At 73.7% G+C, this 17,697-nt stretch carries 16 protein-coding genes; 2 read left to right on the top strand and 14 right to left on the bottom strand.

Features of this window, described 5'->3' with window-relative positions:
• Window positions 1-13 precede the first annotated feature (13 nt).
• Window positions 14-910 carry a MerR family transcriptional regulator gene (locus ACWDAS_RS12220; RefSeq protein ID WP_450388938.1) on the bottom strand — a complete coding sequence of 299 codons (897 nt, stop codon included), beginning with the start codon at window positions 908-910 and terminating at the stop codon, window positions 14-16.
• 112 nt (window positions 911-1,022) lie between these two features.
• A complete protein-coding gene (locus tag ACWDAS_RS12215) occupies window positions 1,023-1,970 on the bottom strand; it encodes a DUF6777 domain-containing protein (RefSeq protein WP_450388937.1) in 948 nt (315 codons plus the stop codon).
• Window positions 1,971-2,059: 89 nt separating this feature from the next.
• Here ACWDAS_RS12215 and ACWDAS_RS12210 point away from each other — a divergent pair, with 89 nt between their 5' ends.
• Window positions 2,060-3,358: a streptophobe family protein gene (locus tag ACWDAS_RS12210; RefSeq protein WP_450388935.1), complete on the top strand. Its 1,299-nt coding sequence runs from the start codon at window positions 2,060-2,062 to the stop codon at window positions 3,356-3,358.
• Window positions 3,359-3,391: 33 nt separating this feature from the next.
• Here ACWDAS_RS12210 and ACWDAS_RS12205 read toward each other — a convergent pair whose 3' ends face one another.
• The 4 genes from ACWDAS_RS12205 to ACWDAS_RS12190 form a co-directional block, all read right to left on the bottom strand.
• A complete protein-coding gene (locus ACWDAS_RS12205) occupies window positions 3,392-3,994 on the bottom strand; it encodes a hypothetical protein (RefSeq protein ID WP_450388933.1) in 603 nt (200 codons plus the stop codon).
• A 5-nt stretch (window positions 3,995-3,999) separates the two neighbouring features.
• A complete protein-coding gene (locus ACWDAS_RS12200; RefSeq protein WP_450388932.1) occupies window positions 4,000-6,342 on the bottom strand; it encodes an FHA domain-containing protein in 2,343 nt (780 codons plus the stop codon).
• Window positions 6,343-6,433: 91 nt separating this feature from the next.
• Window positions 6,434-7,909 carry an SDR family NAD(P)-dependent oxidoreductase gene (locus ACWDAS_RS12195; RefSeq protein ID WP_450388930.1) on the bottom strand — a complete coding sequence of 492 codons (1,476 nt, stop codon included), beginning with the start codon at window positions 7,907-7,909 and terminating at the stop codon, window positions 6,434-6,436.
• Window positions 7,910-8,061: 152 nt separating this feature from the next.
• The gene (locus tag ACWDAS_RS12190; RefSeq protein ID WP_018560355.1) at window positions 8,062-8,304 is read right to left on the bottom strand and encodes a hypothetical protein; all 243 of its coding nucleotides are present in this window, start codon (window positions 8,302-8,304) and stop codon (window positions 8,062-8,064) included.
• A 144-nt stretch (window positions 8,305-8,448) separates the two neighbouring features.
• Here ACWDAS_RS12190 and ACWDAS_RS12185 point away from each other — a divergent pair, with 144 nt between their 5' ends.
• Window positions 8,449-10,272, top strand: coding sequence for an AMP-dependent synthetase/ligase (locus ACWDAS_RS12185; RefSeq protein ID WP_450388928.1), 1,824 nt, complete (start codon window positions 8,449-8,451; stop codon window positions 10,270-10,272).
• Between the two features lie 7 nt (window positions 10,273-10,279).
• On the opposite strand, the gene ACWDAS_RS12180 is transcribed toward ACWDAS_RS12185, so the two are convergent.
• The 8 genes from ACWDAS_RS12180 to egtC form a co-directional block, all read right to left on the bottom strand.
• Window positions 10,280-11,149 (bottom strand): S1 family peptidase, encoded by an 870-nt coding sequence (locus tag ACWDAS_RS12180; RefSeq protein ID WP_450388926.1) that lies wholly within the window; start codon window positions 11,147-11,149, stop codon window positions 10,280-10,282.
• A gap of 167 nt (window positions 11,150-11,316) precedes the next feature.
• Window positions 11,317-11,820, bottom strand: a complete 504-nt coding sequence (locus ACWDAS_RS12175) for an AMIN-like domain-containing (lipo)protein (protein ID WP_450388924.1) — start codon at window positions 11,818-11,820, stop codon at window positions 11,317-11,319.
• A 41-nt stretch (window positions 11,821-11,861) separates the two neighbouring features.
• Entirely contained in the window at window positions 11,862-12,725 is an 864-nt protein-coding gene (locus tag ACWDAS_RS12170; protein WP_450388922.1) for a lysophospholipid acyltransferase family protein, read from the bottom strand.
• A gap of 52 nt (window positions 12,726-12,777) precedes the next feature.
• On the bottom strand, window positions 12,778-13,560 hold the full coding sequence (locus ACWDAS_RS12165; RefSeq protein WP_450388920.1) for a GNAT family N-acetyltransferase: 783 nt from the start codon (window positions 13,558-13,560) through the stop codon (window positions 12,778-12,780).
• Between the two features lie 136 nt (window positions 13,561-13,696).
• On the bottom strand, window positions 13,697-14,248 hold the full coding sequence (locus ACWDAS_RS12160; RefSeq protein ID WP_450389230.1) for a MarR family winged helix-turn-helix transcriptional regulator: 552 nt from the start codon (window positions 14,246-14,248) through the stop codon (window positions 13,697-13,699).
• 14 nt (window positions 14,249-14,262) lie between these two features.
• Entirely contained in the window at window positions 14,263-15,795 is a 1,533-nt protein-coding gene (locus ACWDAS_RS12155; protein ID WP_450388919.1) for an FUSC family protein, read from the bottom strand.
• Window positions 15,796-15,960: 165 nt separating this feature from the next.
• Entirely contained in the window at window positions 15,961-16,923 is a 963-nt protein-coding gene (egtD, locus tag ACWDAS_RS12150; protein ID WP_450388917.1) for an L-histidine N(alpha)-methyltransferase, read from the bottom strand.
• On the bottom strand, window positions 16,920-17,675 hold the full coding sequence (gene egtC, locus ACWDAS_RS12145) for an ergothioneine biosynthesis protein EgtC (RefSeq protein ID WP_450388915.1): 756 nt from the start codon (window positions 17,673-17,675) through the stop codon (window positions 16,920-16,922). The genes egtD and egtC overlap by 4 nt, the downstream gene beginning before the upstream one ends.
• Between the last annotated feature and the right edge of the window lie 22 nt (window positions 17,676-17,697).

Here is a 17,697-nt window from a genome sequence, read left to right as displayed (position 1 = left end):
GGGCGGGCGTCGTTCAGACGCGCGCCCTGAGGGCCTCGGCCAGCCATCCGAATTCGGCCACGTGGGTGGGGCGGGGCCCCTCGCCGCTCAGCACGCCCAGCAGTTGCCGGTAGCGCTCCGCGCGGTCGTCCAGCCCCGCCTCAAGCCTGGCCAGCACGGCGGCGCGGTCGGCGTCCGGGCCCAGCAGCTCGGTGAGCACCCCCTCCGCCTCCGGCGCGTCCGGGGCGATGCCGCGTTCACGGGCCGGCCCCACCAGGCCGACGACCTTGCGGGCGAACCACACCGACGTCCCCGGTGCCGGGCGCTGCGCCGCGTTCCCCTCCACGACGGTGCGCATATGGCGGCGGAAGTCCGGGTCGCGGACCAGCTCGGCGAGTTCGACCCAGGCGTCCACCTGCTCGGGCGTCGGGTCGTCGGGCAGATCGGCGGGGGTGCTCCGCATCCGCTCCTTGATGTCGGGGTCGGCGTCGAGCCCTTCGAAGACCTCCTCGACGAAGTCCTCGACGATACGGCGCCGTTCTTCGGCGGAGAGCCGGGCCAGCTTGTTCAACAGGGTCATCTCCTCGGTGTCGGACCGCCGCTTCGCCACGGTGCTCAGCACCGCTCGGCGCAGCAGCAGCGTCCTGATCTGCGCGTCCAGTGCCTCCACGTGGACGGCGGCGACGGCCGCGACCGTGGTCTCCCGCTCCAGCACCCGGCGCACGTCCTCCAGGCCGAGCCCGAGCTCCCGCAGCGTGCGGATCAGCTCCAGCCGGGCCACCGACTCCGCGTCGTACTGCCGGTATCCGCCGTGGCTGCGCCCGGCCGGCGGCAGCGCGCCGATGTCGGACCAGTAGCGGATGGTGCGCACCGGCATGCCGGTGCGGCGGGAGAGCCGCCCGATGGTGAGCAGCTCCTGGTCGTCGCTCATGCAGCCGAGTCTGGACCTTCCAGCCGCTGGAGGCTCAAGCCCGGGCGCCGGAGCCCGGCGGCGCCTCGCCTTTCCCGGGCGGGGCCGGTCCCTTCGTGGCCGGTCCCGATCCCTACCGCGCGCCCTTCCCCGCGGCCTCACCGGAGGCAGCCGGCGTGGCCGCCGGCGTTCGCGTCGGCCTGGTCACCCAGCGGTCCTCGGCGCCCGTCGTGCCCACCGGGCGGCGGAACAGGGCGCCGTGGCCCGCGTCATGGAGGACGAACGACTGCCGCGGCTTCGCGGCCGGGCGCACCGCGACCACCTCCGAAGCCCGGAAGCCGGGCCACGGCTGCCCGGTGTAGCCGGGACTGCTGCCGGTCGCCTTCGGCGCGGAGAGCGGATTGCCGCCCGCACAGCGCACCCTGGGCACGCCGCGGTCGTCGGCGAGCACCGCCGTGCCGGTCTCCAGCACCGCGGCGAAGGCGGTCGCGGAGCCGTCCTTGAAACCGTGGTCGGTGACCCGGGTGTCGGCGCGCAGCAGCACGGGGGTGAGGGACTTCAGGTACCGCGCGACCCCGTCGGTGTCGACGCCCGCGGCACGGGCGAACGCGGCCGCCTTGTCGGGGACCTCGGTCAGGTACTCGGCCTGCTCGGCGACGTCGCAGGACGCCATGCCCTTGGTGCCGCCGTAGAGCGCGCGGGTGGCGCCGGAGACGCTCGGCGCCCCGTACGCGGCGGAGGGCCGGGGGCTCAGAGCCGGCGCCGGGGCGTCCGAGGGCAGGAACTCCCGGGCCGTGCCCGAGGTGAAGGCGTCCATGCCGGCCACCTCCGCCGGCTGGAGCACGACCGGCGGCCGGGCCGGTGACGGGCTCCGCCCCGGCGTGGCCGTGCCGCCGCCCCCACCGCCCCGCGTGGCCAGGAAGACCGCCAGGACGAGCGCCGCGGCGCCCAGCGCCGCGAGCGCCGACAGCCCGGCGCTCGACTTCCACCACGGCCGGCGCGCGTGCGCGTGCGTGTGTGCGGGCGGGTCCGGGCCGGGGTCGGGGGCTCCGGGTGGCTCGTGGGGCGGCGGTGACGTCACTCCCGCATTGTCCGTCCGCGTGCCGAGGGAGTCGCAAGCCGGGGCATTCCGGACGGGCGGCCTGTGGCCGGGCTGCTTAGCCTGACACCGTGACCCGGCATCCGCCCTCCGCCCCGCACCCCGCCCCGGGATTTGTCCACGGCTGGCTGCACGCCCTGGCCGCGGTCGTCGCCGGGTACGCCGTCATGGCGGTCGTGGCGGCACTGGGCCTGTGGCTCGCGGGGGCCTCCGGGCTGCCGCAGGGCGCCTTCCTCCCCGTCATCGCCGCGACCGTGGTCATGGCCGTCGGTGGCCGCGTCACGCTGGAGGGCGGCGCCGGGGCCATCGCCCAGTCGGACGCGGCGGTGACCCTCGTGCCGCTGTCGGTCGCCCTCGCCGGGGCCCTCGTCACGGCGTACGTGGTCGTGCGGCCACTGCGCCGGCACGCGGTGGTCGCCGGTGACCGGCTGCTGTGGCTCTTCGTCCGGACGGGCGTGCTGTGGGCCCTCGCCACGCTGCTGATCGCCCTCGGCGCCCGGCACACGTTCACCATCTCCACGGGTGAGGACTTCCTCAACGACATCGGTGCCCTGCTCGGGGTCACCCCGACCGTCGGCTTCCGCGCCGACGTGCCGGTCACGGTCGTCGCGGGCCTGCTGTGGCTGGCCGTCGTCCTCCTCCTGGCCTTCGCCGTGTCACGGAGCGCGCCCCTGCCGTCCCGGCTGGTGCCCGTGCACACGACGGTACGCCCGGCCGCCCGCGCCATGGTGGGCGTCCTGCTGGCCTACGTGGTCGTCGGCGCCGTGATCGCCGTCATCACCGCCTCCACGCGTGCGGAGCCGGCCAACACCCTGGCCGTCGTGTTCCTCGGCCTGCCGAACGTGGCCTGGATCGCCCTTGGCCTCGGCATGGGCGCCTCGTGGCACGGCAGCGTGGAGGGGGCGCTCGGCGTGCCGATGCCGGAGGCGCTGGCCGCCGTGCTCCGCACCGGGGACGGCGACGTCACCCTCGACCTCGCGTCGCTCTCCGAGCACGACAGCCGGGCGTGGTGGCTGGTGGCCGCCGCGGTCGTCGCCATGACCGGCGCCGGCTGGGCCACCGCCCGGCGCGCCCCGCCGGGCACCGGGCACGTCCGCAACGCGGTCCACCTGGCCGTGGCGTCCGCGGTGGCCATGCTGCTGATCGGTGTGCTCACCCGGATCGACGCCCACTACGGCCTGTCGCTGTTCGGTATCGGCGATCCCGCGGACACCGGGGGCCTCGGCGGGTCCATCGTGCTGCTCCCGAACCTGCTCCCCGCGATCGGCATCGCGGCGCTGTGGGGCGTGGCGGCCGGGCTGCTCGGCAGCATGGCCGTGCGCCTCCTGGCGCGGCGGCGCGACGCGCGGCCCGCCGGTCAGGAGCGGTGACCGCCGCGGGCTGCGGTGCGCAGGAGCCGGAGGTCAGGCCTCACCCGTCCAGGTGATCGGGCGGGTCTCGGTCGGTGACGAGTCGCCGTCCCGCGGCGGCTGCCCGAAGGGCTCCCGCTGCGGCTCTCCGTGAGGCTCCCCCGGTGGCATCGAGGGCGGTTGCGCGGTGGCGTACGTCGCCATGCGTGCGCCGTCGCAGAAGCACCAGCGGTCGTGCTCGGCGTCGAAGAGCCAGACCGCGTCGCCGTCCACGACGGCGCCGATGCGCACCCCGGTCGTTCCCCGGGTGAAGGTCTCCAGGTCGATCCGCCCGGCCGCGACGTCCTGCACCATGGCCCGGTAGGACTCCAGTGCCTCCACCAGCCGGCCCAGCAGCGGCCGCGCGTCCGCCGTGCGCGCCGGGGACCCGCCCACCGCCGGGGGACCCTGCGGCACCGTGATCAGCAGCCGCCCGTCCACCCACGCGGACCAGCCGTTGGAGCACACGATCCGCGCCCAGTCGCCCCGGTGCTCGGTCACCCGCACCGGCAGCAGGGGGTCCAGGCCGGCGGAGGGGCTCGAGTCGTCCGGGGCCTGCCAGGTGGGCAGTCCGCCCGCCGGGGCGACATGGGTGGGGACGAACTCCGGCTCGTACATCAGGCCTACCTCCGCATGACGGCCGGCTCGTGCTGCCGCAGCAGCCTGACCACGACGAAGCCGAAGGCCGCCGACAGCACCACGAGCATGCCCATGTCGAGCAGCCACATCGAGGGCACGGGCCGGAAGAGCGGGTCCGACGTCACATTGCTGGGTGTGAAGGCATGCAGGTCCAGCGTCGCGGCCATCGCCCCCAGCGCCCAGCGCGAGGGCACCAGCCAGGACAGCTGCTCCAGACCCGGCACGCCGCGCAGGGGCAGCAGGGCGCCGCAGAAGACGACCTGCACGATGGCGACCAGCACCAGCAGCGGCATGGTCACCTCCTCCTTGCGCACCAGAGCCGAGATCATCAGCCCGAGCATCATCGAGGTGAAGGCCAGCAGTGCCACCGCCATCGTGATCTCCAGCAGCGGAGGGAAGAGCACCCCGCTGCCGCCCTGGGGTCTGAGACGCACGCCGATGAGGGCGACCATCGTCAGCAGCACCGCCTGGACGATCGTGATCACTCCCAGTACCACGATCTTGGAGCACAGATACGCCGAGCGGGACAGTCCAACGGCCCGCTCCCGCTGGTAGATCACGCGTTCCTTGACCAGTTCGCGGACCGCGTTCGCGGCCCCGGTGAGCACCGAGCCGACACACAGGATCAGCAGCACGTTGAGCGCGTTGTTCCGGCCCAGCGAGCCGCCGGCCAGGGCCCGTGCCATCCCGCCCATCACGAAGGGCAGCGCCACCATGATCGCCAGAAAGGTGCGGTCGGCGGCCAGCGACGCCGCGTAGCGGCGCACCAGCGTCCACAACTGGCCGCCCCACCCCTGCGGCTTGGGCGGTTCGAGGGGTTCCAGCTCCGCGGGGGCGGGCGGTTCCGCGGGCTCCAGTGCCGCGGCGATGTACTCGTCGTAGAGCGGGGAGGCCTCGTACTGGCCGGCCCAGTCGCGGTTCTCCTCGTTCTCGAACGCCTCGAAAGCCTCCGGCCACTGCCGGAAGCCGAAGAAGGGGAGGGTCTTGGAGGGCGGCCCGTAGTAGGCCATGCGTCCGCCGGGGGCCATCACCAGCAACCGGTCGCAGACCTCCAGGCTCAGCACGCTGTGGGTCACCACGATGACCGTGCGGCCGTCGTCGGCGAGCTCGCGCAGCATCGTCATCACCGAACGGTCCATCCCCGGGTCCAGACCCGAGGTCGGCTCGTCCAGGAAGAGCAGCGAGGGCTTGGTCAGCAGTTCCAGGGCGACGCTCACCCGCTTGCGCTGGCCGCCGGACAGGGTGTGGACCGGCTGCTTCACCCGGGCCTCCAGCCCCAGTTCGGCGATCACCTCGTCCACCCGGGCCTGCCGCTCCTCCTTGGCGGTGTCGCCGGGGAAGCGCAGCTCGGCCGCGTACGACAGGGCGCGGCCCACGGGCAGCTGCTGGTGCAGGATGTCGTCCTGGGGCACGAGGCCGATGCGCTGGCGCAGGTCCGCGTACTCCCGGTAGAGGTCGCGACCGTCGTACAGCACCGTGCCCTCGTCCGCGGGTCGCAGACCGGTCAGCGCGTTCAGCAGCGTCGACTTGCCGGAGCCGCTCGGCCCGACCACCGCCAGCAGGCACTTCTCGCCGACGGGGAAGCTGATGTCGTCCAGCAGCACCTTGCCGCCGTCGTCCACCCGCACCGACAGGTCGCGGACGTTGAGCGAGACCTCGCCGTTGTCGGTGAACTCCTGCAACTTGTCCCCGACCAGCCGGAACACCGAGTGGCCGACGTCGATGATGTCGCCCTGGTGCACCACGGCCCGCTCGACGCGCTGCCCGTCCAGGTAGGTGCCGTTGTGGCTGTGCAGGTCGACGATCTCGTAGCCGCCCTCGGGCAGCGACCGCAGTTCGGCGTGGTGCCGCGAGACGAGCAGGTCCGAGACGATCAGGTCGTTGTCGGCGGCGCGCCCGATGTGGATCGTGCGGTCCGGCAGCGGCCGGACCGACGTCGGCCGGCGGAAGGTTCCGGTCGCGGCAGGGGAGGCGATCGGCGGCGACCGGTAGACGCCCGTGGGCGCCTCGGCGCTGCTGAGGCGGGCGCACGGCCCCTCCTCGGCGTGCCCGAAGCGGATGACGCTGCCCGGGCCGATGCCCCACTGGCGGACGTTCCTGCCGTGGACGAAGGTGCCGTTGGTGCTGCCGACGTCCTCCAGCATCCAGCTGTCGCCGGCGGGCCGGATCACGGCGTGGTGCCAGGACACCCGGGGGTCGTCGAGGACGACGTCGCCGTCGGGGTCACGACCGACGTGGTAGGCCCGACCCGGGACCAGGATCCGGGTGTCCCCGTCGGTCTCGAGCACGAGCTTGGGCGCGGAGGGCGCGGAACGGCGCTCAGCCACGCTTCGATCGTAGCCGCGGACCGGCCGCCCCGCCTGTCCCACCTGTCCCGCAACGGGCCGTCACATGGCCCTGAGGGACGGCTGGGGGCCCTCACCAGTCGGTCGGCGCGTAGTCCTTCAGGAAGACGCCGGACAGGTCCTCGCCCAGCTCGCCGCGGACGATCGGGTCGTACACGCGGGCCGCGCCGTCGATCAGGTCCAGCGGGGCGTGGAAGCCCTCGTCGGCGAGGCGCATCTTGTCCGGGTGGGGCCGCTCGTCGGTGATCCAGCCGGTGTCGACACTGGTCATGAGGATGCCGTCGGTCTCCAGCATCTCCCGCGCGCTGGTACGGGTCAGCATGTTGAGCGCGGCCTTCGCCATGTTGGTGTGCGGATGGCCCGCGCCCTTGTAGCCGCGGCTGAACTTGCCCTCCATCGCGGAGACGTTGACGACGTACTTGCGGCGGGCGGCGGCCGCGGCCATCGCCGGGCGCAACCTGCTGACCAGGATGAACGGCGCGGTCTCGTTGCACAGCTGCACTTCGAGCATCTCGACCGGGTCGACCTCGCCGACGGCCCGGCTCCAGCTGTTCGCCGCGTCCAGGTCCGGGATCAGCCCGCCGGCGTCGATCGCCGTACCGGCCTCGATCCGGGCGAGCGAGGCCGAGCCGCTCACCAGTGCCAGGTCCGTGACCTGCTGGGCCCGGGCCGCGCTCTCCGCGCGCGGGGCCGGCAGGGCCGGCTGGGCGCCGCTGCCGAAGGCGCCGAAGACCTCCGAGGCCGGCAGCGCCCCGGCGGGCAGCGGCGCGGACTCGGCGGCCACCAGCTCGGAGTACGCCGCCGGGGAGCGGCGCACGGTCTGCGCCGCGTTGTTGATCAGGATGTCCAGCGGGCCCTCGGCGGCCACCGAGTCGGCGAGCGCGACGACCTGGGCCGGGTCGCGGAGGTCTATCCCCACGATCTTGAGGCGGTGGATCCACTCGTCGCTGTCCGGCATCGCCTTGAAGCGCCGGATGGCGTCCGCGGGGAAGCGCGTGGTGACGGTGGTGTGAGCGCCGTCACGCAGCAGCCGCAGCGCGATGTACATGCCGATCTTGGCCCGGCCGCCGGTGAGCAGCGCGCGGCGGCCGGTCAGGTCGGTGCGCGCGTCGCGCCGGGCGCGGTTGAACGCCGCGCACTCCCGGCACAGCTGGTGGTAGAAGGCGTCGACCTCGACGTAGCGGCCCTTGCACACGTAGCAGGAGCGCGGCCGCTGCAGGATGCCCGCGATCGCACCGGTCGTCGACGAGGAGGGCAGCAGCCCCTGGGTCTCGTCGTCGATCCGCTCGGCGGAGCCGGTCGCGGTGGCCTCGGTGACCATCTTGTCGTGGGCGGTCTTGGCGGCCCGCCGGTCCTGCCGGCGGCGCTGCTTCACGGTCCGGTAGATGCCGGCCGTGGCCTTGCGCACGGTGACCGCGTCGGGATGGTCGATCGGCAGCTCGTCGAGCTCCCTGAGCACGCTGAGGCACAGCTCCAGGCGCGCCGGGTCGATGCCGGGAACGCCCTCCCGGGCCGTTGCCGTGCTCTGCTCGTTCTCGGTCGCCGTCATGCCCGCCGTCGTTCCCTGGATCGTGTGTTCCCACTGGTTTCCCTGCGGAACTCTACGGAGGCGGGGGCGCCCGGCCAAAACGGCGGCATTCACCCGTGCCGGGTCGGTGGCCGGCGGCGGCGACCTGGGCGGCCGGTGGCGGCCGGTGGCGGTCACTCCAAGGGAGCGGTGGCCTCGCTCTCGTACTCGTAGTCCCACGGCTCGTCGGCCATGTGCTCGAGGCGCTTGTAGTACGCGGCGCTGTCCGGCCACGCCTGGTGCGCCCCGGCGTCCTGCACGCTGATGGCCAGCGGGTCGTACAGGATGCCCTCGGGGGGCTGCCCCCCGGCCCCCAGGGCGATGCCGAGGGTGAGACCGTCCCCGGGGCCGCCGTGGAGTCGGATCCTGGTGGTCATGGAGGTCACCTCCTGTATCCATGATCTCTCGCCGGGGGAGGTTTGGTGAAGAAGCGGGACGGTGACCGGTCGTGGGCCGACAGTGCGTGAGAGATCCGTTACGTTACGCATCTCCGCCCGCTCCAACCCCCATGAGGAGCCCGCGTGCGCCAATTCAGTCTGCCCGCGCTGGTCCCGGCCACCCATGTCGGCGGCCTCGCCGACGTGGTGTTCGAGACCGCGGCGCAGGCCCCGGACGAGGTGCGGCTGGGGCGCAAGGAGGACGGCCGCTGGCGCGACGTGACCGCGGCCGGGTTCCGGGACGAGGTGGTGGCCCTCGCCAAGGGGCTGCTCGCACACGGCGTGCGGTTCGGGGACCGGGTGGGCATCATGTCCCGCACCCGCTACGAGTGGACGCTGTTCGATTTCGCGCTGTGGACCATCGGGGCGCAGCCGGTCCCCGTCTACCCGACCTCCTCCGCCGAGCAGCTGCGCTGGATCCTGCACGACACCGGGGCGGTCGGGTGCGTCCTGGAGCACGAGGACAACGCCATGACCCTGGGCACGGTGATCGACCGGCTGCCCGCCGTCACCCGGGTGTGGCAGCTGGACGCCGGGGCCGTCAAGCAGCTCACGGCGGACGGGGAGCGGATCTCCGAGGACGTCGTCCACCGGCACCGGCTCGCGGTGACCCCCGACGCCGTCGCCACCGTGATCTACACCTCGGGCACCACAGGACGCCCGCGGGGCTGCGTCCTCACGCACGCCAACTTCATGTGCCAGACGGACAATCTGATCGCCGGCTGGCGCCCGGTCTTCGCGACCGGCACCTCCGAGCAGCCGTCCGTCCTGCTCTTCCTCCCGCTGGCCCACGTCTTCGGCCGCATGATCCAGGTGGCGGCGGTGCGGGCCGGGGTGCGCATGGGGCACCAGGCGGAGATGTCGGCCGCGGAGCTGCTGCCCGACCTCGCGCTGTTCCGGCCGACCTTCATGCTCGCCGTGCCGTACGTCTTCGAGAAGGTGTTCAACGCCGCCCGCGACAAGGCGGAGGAGGCCGGCCACCTCGGTGTGTTCGACAGGGCCGTCGACGTGGCGGTGCGCTTCGCCGAGGCCCGCGAGCGGCGGGTCCTCGGGTCGGGGCCCGGCCCGAGCGCGGCGCTGCGCGTGCTGCACCGGATCCACGACCGGCTGGTGTACGCGAAGGTCCGCGAGGCGCTGGGCGGCCGGGTGCGCAACGCGGTGAGCGGCGGTTCCACGATGGGACGGCGGCTCGGTCTCTTCCTCGAGGGCGCCGGGGTCACGGTGTACGAGGGCTACGGCCTCACGGAGTCCACCTCGGCGGCCACCGCCAACCCGCCCGGCCGGGTGCGCTACGGCACGGTCGGCCACCCCGTGCCCGGGACGGAGGTGCGGATCTCGGACGAGGGCGAGATCCTGCTGCGCGGGCCGGCCGTCTTCTCCGGCTACCTCGGCGACCCGGAGGGCACGGCACAGACGCTGCGGGACGGCTGGCTGGTCACCGGCGACCTCGGGTTCCTCGACGAGCACGGCTATCTGACGATCACCGGCCGCAAGAAGGAGATCATCGTCACCACCAGCGGCAAGAACCTCTCCCCCGCCGTCCTGGAGGAGCGGGTCCGCGAGCATCCGCTGATCGAGCACTGCCTGGTCATCGGCAACGACCGGCCCTTCGTGACCGCCCTGCTCACCCTGGACGCCGGGGCCTCGGCGCAGTGGCTGCGGCTGCGCGGCAAGGCCGAGGCCGGGCTGACGGAGCTGGTGCGCGACCCGGATCTGGAGGCCGAGGTGCGGCGGGCGGTGTCGGCGGCCAACACGCGGGTGTCGAAGGCGGAGTCGATTCGCTCGTTCCGCGTGCTGGCCGCCTCGTTCACCGAGGAGCGGGGGCTGGTGACCCCGTCGCGCAAGCTCAGGCGCCGGGCGGTCGAGGAGGCCTACGCGGCCGAGATCGACGCGATGTACCGGCGCTGAACCGAGGTCACGGCTTGGGAAGCCGGCACCCCGGCAGGGTGAGGTCGAACCGGTTGCCGGTGGTGACGCACGTGCCGATTTCGTATGTCTGCTCGGCGTAGTTGATGCCCTGGCGGACGGTGACCGTACCGTTCTCGTCAACCTCGCAGGGGTTGTTGAGGGTGCAGCGCTCGCCGTCCTCGTTGCCCGTGTTGTTGATGGCGACGACCTTGCCGGTCGTGGTGTCGATGACGGGTGAGCCCGAGGTGCCGCCGATGGTGTTGCACGAGGAGGTGTAGCGGACCGAGTCCTTCCAGGTCCAGTCGCCCTCCTTGAGCAGATGGACGAAGCCGTCGATGCTGCAGCTGTAGATGGTCTTCCAGTAGCCGGAGACCACCTTGATCGCCGTGCCCTGCACCGGGTGCGTGGCGGAGAGCTCCAGCGCGGAGATCCCGTACGAGGACTGGATCTGCGCGTAGGTGCGGTTGAGTTGGTAGACCGAGATGTCGGTGTCGGTCATGGTCGCGTACGCGAGCTTGGTGGCGCGCAGCGTGGCGACCGAGCGGCCCGAGGCGTTGAGCAGGCCGAAGGTGCGGGTCGACGACTGGTTGACCAGCACCTCGCCGGGGTCGAGGAAGCCGCTGGTCAGGCAGTGCCCGTTGGACAGCACCAGGGCGGGGTCGGTGGACGCGGAGCCCGGGAAGCGGATCAGCGACCCGGAGCAGTTGCTGAGCGACACCGTCCCGGCGAAGTCGACGGTGACGGCCGCCTTGGCGTCCGGGGCCGCCGCACTGTCCCGGCTGGTGGCCGAGGCGGGGGCGGCGGACAACCCGAGGGTCGCGACCGCGGTGAGGGCCGCAAGGGCAGCCGCGAAGGCTCCTCTGAGAGGTCGTTTCATGTGGGGGGTCCTCTCGAGACCGAAGTTCTTTCGGTTTTGGCATGCACATTGTTGTGACTCGAGAGGGCCGTCACAAGAGGGCCAGGAACGGGCGGACCGCGACCCGGACGTGCCGGAGCCGCGGTCCTGACGGCGGCGTCCGCGGCGGACGCCGCCCGCATCGGCCGTCAGCGGCAGCTGTCGGCGTGCGGCAGGTCGAGCACGAAGCGCTCGGGGTGGTGCAACCGCATGGTCTTCCAGGTCGGTTTCGTCGTGAACGCCGTGCCGAAGGTGACGACGCCCTCGAAATCACCGGTCAGGGCGAAGCCCTTGAGCTTGGGGAACTTCAGGGTGGTCAGCCGCGGACCCTTGTAGACGTTCCTGCCCGCGTCGTTGTGGGCGGCGGCGGGCGAGAGCTTGATCTCCAGGAAGTACTTCCCTGCGAGCGGCACCTTCTTGCCAGAGCCGTCGTAGCGCAGCTCCTTGACGCGCTTGACGGTGACGGGCGGCAGGGCGCCCTTGGTGTCGATCACGAGACGGTCGTAGGTGCAGTGGGCGGCCATTCTGGCGTTGACCACCTGGGTCGTGGCCGGAGCGGCCGCCGTTGCCGCGATGGCGGGAACCGATGCCGTGGCACCGGCGAGGAGTGCGAGCCCCGCGGCGAATGCGGCGAGGCGGAGGTGATGGCGCATTGCGTCCCCCAATGTCGAGCGGTCCGGGGACCGTGAACTCACTAGGGGAGACCCACGACGGGGTCGCTTGGTTGCAGGGCGGGAGTACCGATCCGGACACCCGTTCCCCGCTCGTACGGGTCGGCCTGGGCGGGCAGGGAGGCGCGCGGGACGGCCGCGACGGAGGCGTACCGGGCGGCGGTCGCCAGCGAGCGCCGGTCCGGGAGCGAGCCCGCCGCGATCCGGGGGAGCGCGGCCACCTCCGCCGTGAGGCCGCGGGCCGCGACCACCCGGCGCACCGAGTCCATCAGGGTGTCCTCGCCGAGGAACGCCGCCGCGGTGCTCGGCGTCCCGTCGGCGTGCCGGTAGCGGACGAGGAGCGGCTGGACGTCGGCGCCGGCGTCCAGCGCGGCCTGGAACAGCGCCGGACGGTACCGGCCCTCCTCACGGCCGCACCATGTGCTGCCCTCGGGGAAGGCCACCACCGTCGCCCCGGCGCGCAGCGCCTCCGCGACCTCGGCCACCGTGCCGGGCAGCGAGCGGATCCGCTCCCGGTCGATGAAGATCGTCCGGCCGCGCACGCACAGCCGCCCGATCACCGGCCAGTGGCGGATCTCCCGCTTGGCGACGTTGCGGCCCGGGAAGACCGCGGCGATCAGCGGGATGTCCAGCCACGACACGTGGTTGGAGACCACCAGCAGGCCACGGCCCGGCTCCCGCGGCGCCGGTTCCGGGATCCGCGCGCGGACGCCGAAGCCCGCCGCCACGGACCGGGTCCACAGCCGGATCAGGCGCTCCCGCCCGGCCGGACCGCACAGCGCGCCGAGCGGCACGGACAGCACGACGCCCGTCAGCAGCACCGCCAGCCCGGCGGCGTACCGCAGCAGCCGCCGGACCGGCCCCACCTCGGGACCGTCGCCGGTCACGCACTCCTGCGGGGTGCAGGGCGCGACCGGCGACCACCATGCCGCCGCCATCTCAGACGGACCCGAGCGAGCCGATGGAGCCGAAGTGGCGCAGGTAGCGCTCGTCGGTGCGCTCCAGCGACAGCAGGACGAAGAGGTCCGCGACGCCGAACTCCGGGTCGTGGGCGGGCTCGCCGCACACCCAGGCGCCCAGCCGCAGGTAGCCGCGGAGCAGCGCGGGCAGCGTGGTGCGGGCCGGCCGGGCGATCCCCGTCGGGTCCCAGGGGCGCAGCGGGGCGACCCGGTACTCCTCGGGGGCCAGGTTCTTGGCGGAGACCCGGTCCCACACGCCCGCGGCCAGCACACCGCCGTCGGCCAGCGGCACCGAGCAGCAGCCGGCGAGCCAGTTGTGGCCGGTGGTCGCCATGTAGCGGGTGATGCCGCCCCACATCAGCGCCACGACCGCGCCGTCGCGGTGGTCGGGGTGCACGCACGAGCGGCCGACCTCGACCAGGTCGTGCTGGATCGGGGCGAGCCGGGTCAGGTCGAACTCGGACTCGGAGTAGGTGCGGCCGGCGCGACGGGCGTTGGCGGGGGTGAGCAGCCGGTAGGTGCCCACGACCTCGCCGGTGCGGTCGTCCTTCACCAGCAGGTGGTCGCAGTAGGCGTCGAGGGCGTCGATGTCCAGGCCCGGCTCGGGCGTGTCCAGCACGGCCCCCATCTCCCCGGCGAAGACCTGGTGCCGCAGTCGCTGCGCGGCCCGCACCTCCGCCTCGTCCTGGGCGAGGCTCACCGAATAGCGGGGGCGGTCGGTCGGGGTGTCGATGACGGGCGCGAGTTCGTACGAAGCGGTCATGGCGCGATTCCCTGGTCAGGGGGACGGGGACACCCCTATCTGTCCCGTCGCGGCCTTGCCTTGGCATGTCCTTTGCGGAGCGGCCAGATGTGCGCTCGCTGAAGTGCCGGTGCCGCGGGTCCGCGGCCCGCCCGCTTCACCCGGAAAGCGCTCCCAAGCGGCCTTCGAGCAGCAGCAGGAGCTCGCCGAGGATGTCCGCCAGCTCCTCGCGGCGGCCGGCCGGGAGCCCGGAGAGCAGATTCGTCTCGTAGGCGAGCTGCTCGGGCAGCACGCGGTCGACCAGGGCCAGGCCCTCCTCGGTGAGCCGCAGGTGGGAGACCCGGCGGTCGCGGCCGTCCGGGCGGCGGGCGACCAGGCCGTGCTCCTCCAGCAGCTTGATCCGCTTGGTGACCGCGGCACCCGAGGCGAAGGTCTCCCGGGCCAGCCGTCCCGGTGTCAGCTCGCCGCCGACCCGGCGCAGGGCGATGAGGATGTCGTACTCCGGGCGGGTGAGGCCCTCGCGCCCCAGAGGCGTCTCGGTGACCTGCTGCAGCAGCGCGGCGCAGCGGTTCAGCCTGCCGATCACGGCGACCGGCCCGAAGTCCAGGTCCGGGTACACGTCCTGCCACTGGCGCAGCACCGTCGCGACGGCGTCCTCCACGCGGGATGTCCTTCCTCCGTACGCCGGCGGCTCCGGCGGCGTGCGCATGATCGTACGCGTCGTCACGACACGGTGACGGACCGGCCGTCCCCGGGCCGACCTGCCAGCATCAGGTGGCCGCGCTCCTCCGCGGCGGCGATCCGCCGCTCGGGCAGGGCGGGGCTCCACCACTCGCCGGAGGCGATGTCGGCGGCCTCACGCAGCTCCAGCAGGGCGGCGGTGAGCCGGGCCTCGCGGGTGACGGGGGCGGCGAGTTCGTCCTCCAGGCGGTCCAGGGCGGCGCCGAGCCGGTGGCCCGCCCGGCGGTTCGGCACGGCGAAGCAGGCCAGCAGGCCTGCCGCCGCGCCGACGAGGGTGTCCAGCCAGCGGTCGGTCACCAACTGCCAGGCGGGCTGCCAGTCCGCGAACTCGGTCATGATCATCGCCATGGGCGTCACGAAGGCGCTGGCGAGCCAGTAGTTGCGCGCGATGGTCGCCTCGGCCGCGAAATTGCAGGCGAGTGCGGTCACGATGAGGGCCACGGCGCCGGTGGCCGTGAACGGCACCAGCACGGTGAACAGCAGCACACCCAGGAGGTTGCCGAGCACGCGCTGCAGCGCGCGGTGCCAGGACAGGGTGGTGTTGGCGGCGAAGACGGCCGCGGCGGTCACCACGGCCCAGTACGGCCGGTCCACGCCCAGCACCATCGATCCCCACCCCGCCAGGGCGCTGCCGAGGAAGACCCGCAGGCCGAGGGGGAGCAGATGCCGCAGCGCGGGCCCGCGGGGCCGGACCGTCCGGAGCCTCCGGGAGGGGGCGGGGGTGCGCACGGCGGGGCCGGGGTCGGGCAGCGCGCCCGTGCGGCGCAGGGTGCGGGCCCACTCGGCGAGCCGGGCGGGGTCGGCCGGCCCGGTGGCCTCGGCGCGCGCCAGCAGCCGCTCCAGGCCCGCCAGGTGGGCGCCGGCCCGGGCGGTCCGAAGGGTGTGCCAGGCGGCGTGGACGGCGGCGGTGGCCTCGTGCCGGGTACGAGCCGTGCCCCCGCCCGGCAGCGTGCGGGCCCGGGCCTCCAGGGCCCGTGCCACGGCGAGGCGTTCCGGCGCGTGCGGCCGCACCAGCGCCGGGGCCATGCACACCAGCCAGGCGACGGCCCCGCCCAGCAGCATCAGCCCGGCGTGCGCGGGCACTTGCGCGAGGGTCTGCGGGACGAACGCGGCGCTCGCCGCCACGAAGGTGAAGATCACGTTCCCGGGCGGCCCGATCCGCGTCGCGTCGCACACCACCTTGTGCGCCGCGGCGAGAAGGGCGGCCACCGCCACGCGCACCGCGGTCGACTCCGTCAGCGCCGCCGTGGTGAGCGCCACCCCGGCGCCGGCCGTCATGCCGAGCACGACCAGGGCGAGCGTCCGGGCCCGCGCCGCGAAGGGCAGCCCGTGCGCGTACAGGGCGCACAGGCCGCCTCCGGCGGCGTACAGCACCATGTCCAACCGCCCGACGGCCAGCAGGACCACCTCGACCAGGCCCACGGCGACGACGACGCTGAGGGCCCGGTGGTGCCAGAGGTCCTTGACGACGCGGAGCCGGAAGGCGCCGCGGACGGGCAGTGGGAAGTTCGCCATGCCCATAAGTTTAGCTGATGTTTTACTCGTGAAAGATTTGCCGCGCGACGACGCGACGGAGCGACGACGCGACGACGGGGCGGAGCGACGACGCGACGACGCGGCGGAGCGACGACGCGACGACGGGGCGGCGGCCGGCCCGGCCGCCGCCCCGCATCGCGCGGATCAGGCCGGGAAGGCCAGCGACAGGGCGAACCGGCCCTCGGGGTCGGTCCACCAGTGCCGCAGCGCGAGACCGGCGGCGGCCAGCTCGGCCCGCACGCCCTTCTCGCGGAACTTCGCGGATACCTCGGTGCGCATCTCCTCGCCGCTGCCGAAGTCCACGGTCAGGTCGAGCGCGGGGACCTTCACGGTCAGGTCGGCGCGCGCCCGCAGGCGCATCTCGATCCATTCCTCCTCGCGGTCCCACACGGCGACGTGGTCGAAGTCGTCCGGATGGAAGTCCGCGCCGAGTTCGCGGTCGATGACCGACAGCACGTTCTTGTTGAAGGCCGCCGTGACGCCCTGCGCGTCGTCGTAGGCCGCCACCAGCGTCGCCTCGTCCTTCACCAGGTCCGTGCCGAGCAGCAGCGCGTCGCCGTGGGAGAGCAGGGCCCGGACCGAGGAGAGGAAGCGGGCCCGCTCCTGCGGCAGGAGGTTGCCGATCGTCCCGCCGAGGAACGCGACCAGACGCGGGCCGGGCGTCTCGGGGAGGGCCAGGCCGTGCTGGAAGTCGGCGACGAGCGCGTGGACGGCCAGATCCCGGTGGTCGGCGAGCAGGGCGTCGCCGGCGCCTCTGAGCGCCGACTCGCTGACGTCGATCGGCACGTACGTCAGCGGCGCGCCCAGCGCGCCGATCAGCAGCCGGGTCTTCTCCGAGGAACCGGAGCCCAGCTCGACCAGGGTGCGGGCGCCGGTCGCCTTGGCGATCTCCGGTGCCCGCGCGCGCAGGATCTCCCGCTCGGCGCGGGTCGGGTAGTACTCGGGCAGCCGGGTGATCTCCTCGAAGAGCTCGCTGCCACGGGCGTCGTAGAACCACTTGGGCGGGAGCTGCTTGGGGTTGCGGGTCAGCCCGTATGCCACGTCGGCGCGCAGTGCGGCCGAGGTGGCGTCGGCGGGCAGGGTGCGGGTGAGGGTGAACGGGCTCACAGGTGCGGCTCCTTGAGCGGGATGAGCAGGACCTCGGTGGGATCGCCGTACAGCAGGTGGCGGTCGGGCACCTCGGTCCAGCGCGGACTGTCGTCGTACGGCTCGGAGGCCACGACGACGGAGCGGCCGGGCGACTCCAGGTACCAGAGCGTGTCGCCCCAGGCGGTGGCGGCGATCGCACGGCCGTCGGTGAGCAGGAAGTTGAGCCGTGAGTCGGGGGTCAGCGCGGCGAGCCGGCCGACGGTGTCGGCCAGCGCCTCGTCCGCAGGGGCGCCGGCGCGCAGCCGGTGCAGCGTCAGCGCCCAGGCGAGCGCGGAGTCGCAGCGCGCCTCCAGGGTCAGCAGCTCCTCCGGCGGCAGCGTGCGGGCCGCCTCGGCGACCGAGTGCGGCCAGCCGCGCAGTGCCCCGTTGTGGCTGAACAGCCACCGGCCCGCCGTGTACGGGGCGGCCGCGGACTCGTCGGCGGCCGACCCCTCCGTGATGTCGCGCACGGCACCGAGCAGCGCGCCGGAGCGCGTCACCCGGCAGACGTCCGCGAACGAGGGGTCGTCCCAGATCGGCCCGGAGCGCCGGTAGCGCGCGGGCAGCGGGTCCCCGTCCGCGTACCAGCCGAGGCCGAAACCGTCGGCGTTGACCGTGCCGTACTTCTGCCGGCGCGGCGCCCACGACTGGCGGTAGAGCGAGTGCGGCGGGTCGATGACCAGCTCGCGGAGCGCGACGGGCGGGCCGACGTACGCCAGATGACGGCACATCAGTCGCGCTCCCGTCTGTCCG

It is taken from the genome of Streptomyces sp. NPDC001070 (assembly GCF_053598835.1).
This window is presented reverse-complemented; position numbering and strand designations above follow the sequence as displayed.

What these genes read in the sequence shown, in the direction of transcription:
- ACWDAS_RS12220 (WP_450388938.1), bottom strand. Translation starts at nt 910, where the DNA reads ATGAGCGACGACCAGGAGCTGCTCACCATCGGGCGGCTCTCCCGCCGC.
- ACWDAS_RS12195 (WP_450388930.1), bottom strand. Translation starts at nt 7,909, where the DNA reads ATGACGGCGACCGAGAACGAGCAGAGCACGGCAACGGCCCGGGAGGGC.
- ACWDAS_RS12190 (WP_018560355.1), bottom strand. Translation starts at nt 8,304, where the DNA reads ATGACCACCAGGATCCGACTCCACGGCGGCCCCGGGGACGGTCTCACC.
- ACWDAS_RS12205 (WP_450388933.1), bottom strand. Translation starts at nt 3,994, where the DNA reads ATGTACGAGCCGGAGTTCGTCCCCACCCATGTCGCCCCGGCGGGCGGA.
- ACWDAS_RS12180 (WP_450388926.1), bottom strand. Translation starts at nt 11,149, where the DNA reads ATGAAACGACCTCTCAGAGGAGCCTTCGCGGCTGCCCTTGCGGCCCTC.
- ACWDAS_RS12155 (WP_450388919.1), bottom strand. Translation starts at nt 15,795, where the DNA reads ATGGCGAACTTCCCACTGCCCGTCCGCGGCGCCTTCCGGCTCCGCGTC.
- ACWDAS_RS12165 (WP_450388920.1), bottom strand. Translation starts at nt 13,560, where the DNA reads ATGACCGCTTCGTACGAACTCGCGCCCGTCATCGACACCCCGACCGAC.
- ACWDAS_RS12175 (WP_450388924.1), bottom strand. Translation starts at nt 11,820, where the DNA reads ATGCGCCATCACCTCCGCCTCGCCGCATTCGCCGCGGGGCTCGCACTC.
- ACWDAS_RS12160 (WP_450389230.1), bottom strand. Translation starts at nt 14,248, where the DNA reads ATGCGCACGCCGCCGGAGCCGCCGGCGTACGGAGGAAGGACATCCCGC.
- egtC (WP_450388915.1), bottom strand. Translation starts at nt 17,675, where the DNA reads ATGTGCCGTCATCTGGCGTACGTCGGCCCGCCCGTCGCGCTCCGCGAG.